General features: G+C 72.5%; 2 protein-coding genes and 1 pseudogene. 1 reads left to right on the forward strand and 2 read right to left on the reverse strand.

All coding sequences use genetic code 11. The annotated features are described in order from the left end of the window. Positions 1-120: 120 nt before the first annotated feature. Together ABZW03_RS39410 and tdh are read right to left on the reverse strand one after the other, a co-directional pair. Positions 121-1,314, reverse strand: a complete 1,194-nt coding sequence (locus tag ABZW03_RS39410) for a glycine C-acetyltransferase (protein ID WP_355269486.1) — start codon at positions 1,312-1,314, stop codon at positions 121-123. A 54-nt stretch (positions 1,315-1,368) separates the two neighbouring features. Beyond that, entirely contained in the window at positions 1,369-2,397 is a 1,029-nt protein-coding gene (tdh, locus tag ABZW03_RS39415) for an L-threonine 3-dehydrogenase (protein WP_355269488.1), read from the reverse strand. Between the two features lie 173 nt (positions 2,398-2,570). Between tdh and ABZW03_RS39420 the strand changes: the two are divergent. Then, positions 2,571-2,844, forward strand: a pseudogene (locus tag ABZW03_RS39420) (hypothetical protein); the annotation flags it as partial.

Consider the following 2,844-nt stretch of genomic DNA (forward strand, 5'->3'; position numbering starts at 1 on the left):
GGCGGGGGGGGGGGGGGGGGGGGGGGGGGCGTATCCCCCGCCCCCCCCGCCGCACGGGGTTGCGAGCCCGTGGGCCGGTCCGGTTCCGAGCGGTCCGGCCCACGGGCAGCTCTCGGGGGCTCAGCCCTCCAGGGCGTCCCGCGCGTCCACGAAGGCCGCGACGGCGCGCTCGACGTCCTCGGTGGAGTGCGCCGCGGACAGCTGCACCCGGATCCGGGCCTGGCCGTGCGGCACCACCGGGTAGGAGAAGCCGATCACGTACACGCCGCGCTCCAGCAGCAGCTCGGCGAGCCGGCCGGCCTTGGCCGCGTCGCCGATCATCACCGGGGCGATTGGGTGGTCGCCGGGCAGGATCTCGAACCCGGCCTCGGTCATCTTCGTCCGGAACAGCGCGGTGTTGGCCGCCAGCCGCTCGCGCAGCTCGTTGGACTTCTCGACCAGGTCGAGCACCTTGAGCGAGGCGGCCGCGATCACCGGCGCCAGCGAGTTGGAGAACAGGTACGGGCGGGAGCGCTGGCGCAGCAGGGCGACGATCTCCCGGCGGGCCGCGACGTAGCCGCCGGAGGCGCCGCCGAGGGCCTTGCCGAGGGTGCCGGTGATGATGTCCACGCGGTCCATCACGCCGTGCAGCTCGGGGGTGCCGCGGCCGCCCGCGCCGACGAAGCCGACGGCGTGCGAGTCGTCCACCATGACCATGGCGTCGTAGCGGTCGGCCAGGTCGCAGATCTCGCGCAGCGGGGCGACGTAGCCGTCCATCGAGAACACGCCGTCGGTGACGATCAGGCGGCGGCGGGCGTCCTGGGTCTCCTGGAGCTGCTTCTCCAGGTCGGCCAGGTCGCGGTTGGCGTAGCGGTGGCGGCGGGCCTTGCTGAGCCGGATGCCGTCGATGATGCTGGCGTGGTTCAGCGCGTCGGAGATGACGGCGTCGCGGTCGTCCAGCAGGGTCTCGAAGACACCGCCGTTGGCGTCGAAGCAGGAGGAGTAGAGGATCGTGTCCTCCTGGCCGAGGAAGGCCGAGAGGCGGTCCTCCAGCTCCTTGTGGACGTCCTGGGTGCCGCAGATGAAGCGGACCGAGGCCATCCCGTAGCCCCAGCGGTCCAGGGCGTCCTTGGCCGCGGCGAGCACCTCGGGGTGGTCGGCCAGGCCGAGGTAGTTGTTGGCGCAGAAGTTCAGCACCTCGCCCGGGCGGCCGCCGGCGGTGACGGTGACGGCGGCGCTCTGCGGGGTGCCGATCACCCGCTCCGGCTTGAACAGGCCGGCCTCGCGGATCTCGTCCAGGGTGGCGGCGACGTCGGCACGCACGTTGTCGAACACTGCGGTCTCCTTTAGCAGTTCGGCGGGAGCAGTTCGGCGGGGCCCGGGCCGGGCTCAGGCGGTCCAGTCGAGGATGATCTTGCCGCAGTTGCCGCTCGCGGCGTCGTCGAAGGCGGCCTCGAAGTCGGCGGCGGCGTAGCGGCCGGTGATCACCGGGCTGAGGTCCAGGCCGCCCTCCAGCAGCACGGACATCGCGTACCAGGTCTCGAACATCTCGCGGCCGTAGATGCCCTTGATGGTGATCATCGAGGTGACGATCGAGGCCCAGTCCACCGGGAACTGCTCGGCGGGCAGGCCGAGCATGGCGATCTTCCCGCCGTGGGTCATGTTGGCGATCATCGACTGCATCGCCTCGGGGCGGCCGGACATCTCCAGGCCGACGTCGAAGCCCTCGCGCAGGCCGAGCTTCTGCTGGCCCTCCTCGATGGTGTGCTGCGAGACGTCCAGCGCCAGCGTCACGCCGACCTTGCGGGCCAGGTCGAGGCGGTACGGGGAGACGTCGGTGATCATCACGTTGCGGGCGCCGGCGTGCTTGGCGACGGCGGCGGCCATGATGCCGATCGGGCCGGCGCCGGTGACCAGCACGTCCTCGCCGACCAGCGGGAAGGACAGCGCGGTGTGCACGGCGTTGCCGAACGGGTCGAAGATCGCGGCCACGTCCAGGTCGACCGGCACCCGGTGCACCCAGACGTTGGAGGCGGGCAGGGCCACGTACTCGGCGAAGGCGCCGTCCCGGTTGACGCCCAGGCCGACGGTGTTGCGGCACAGATGGCGGCGGCCGGCCAGGCAGTTGCGGCACTTGCCGCAGACCAGGTGGCCCTCGCCGCTGACCAGGTCGCCGATCGCGATGTCCGCGACGCCGGCGCCGACCTCGGCGACCTCGCCGACGAACTCGTGGCCGAGCACCAGCGGGGTCCTGATGGTCTGCTGGGCCCAGCCGTCCCACTTGCGGATGTGCAGGTCGGTGCCGCAGATGCCGGTCCGCAGCACCTTGATCAGCACCTCGCCGGGGCCGATCTCGGGCTTCGGGACATCGATCATCCAGAGGCCGGGCTCGGCCTGCTGCTTGACGAGTGCCTTCACGGCAACGGCTCCTGACGTGCGCGGGGGACGGCCTTCGGGGGTCGGGCAGGCCGAGGTGGCCCGGTTCGGCCGCTGCTGACGGGCGTGCTCCGGGCAGGAGCAATCTGCCTGGTCGGAGCAGGTGCGGTCCATCGAGGAATTCTTAAGGGCGGCCACAGCTGGGCTGAACGATCGTGCCCGAGCAGCGGCCGGCGGCGGCCGACGGCGTGCCGGTGCTCACCCGTCCGGCCGAGCGCGGAGCGGCCGCCGCGACACCAACCGGCGGCCCGGCCGGGGGACTTGACAACGCCGCCGGACGCCACCGGACGACGCCACCCGACCCGCCGCCGGACGACGACGCCAGTCGGCCGGGGCTGGACGACGAGGGCAACGGGCAGGAGTCCTGGGTGCTCCAGGGCATGGAGTGGGCCGCGGCCCGCGCGCCGATCGTCAACCTGTCCCTCACCG

It is taken from the genome of Kitasatospora sp. NPDC004799 (assembly GCF_040609095.1).
Lineage (GTDB): Bacteria > Actinomycetota > Actinomycetes > Streptomycetales > Streptomycetaceae > Kitasatospora.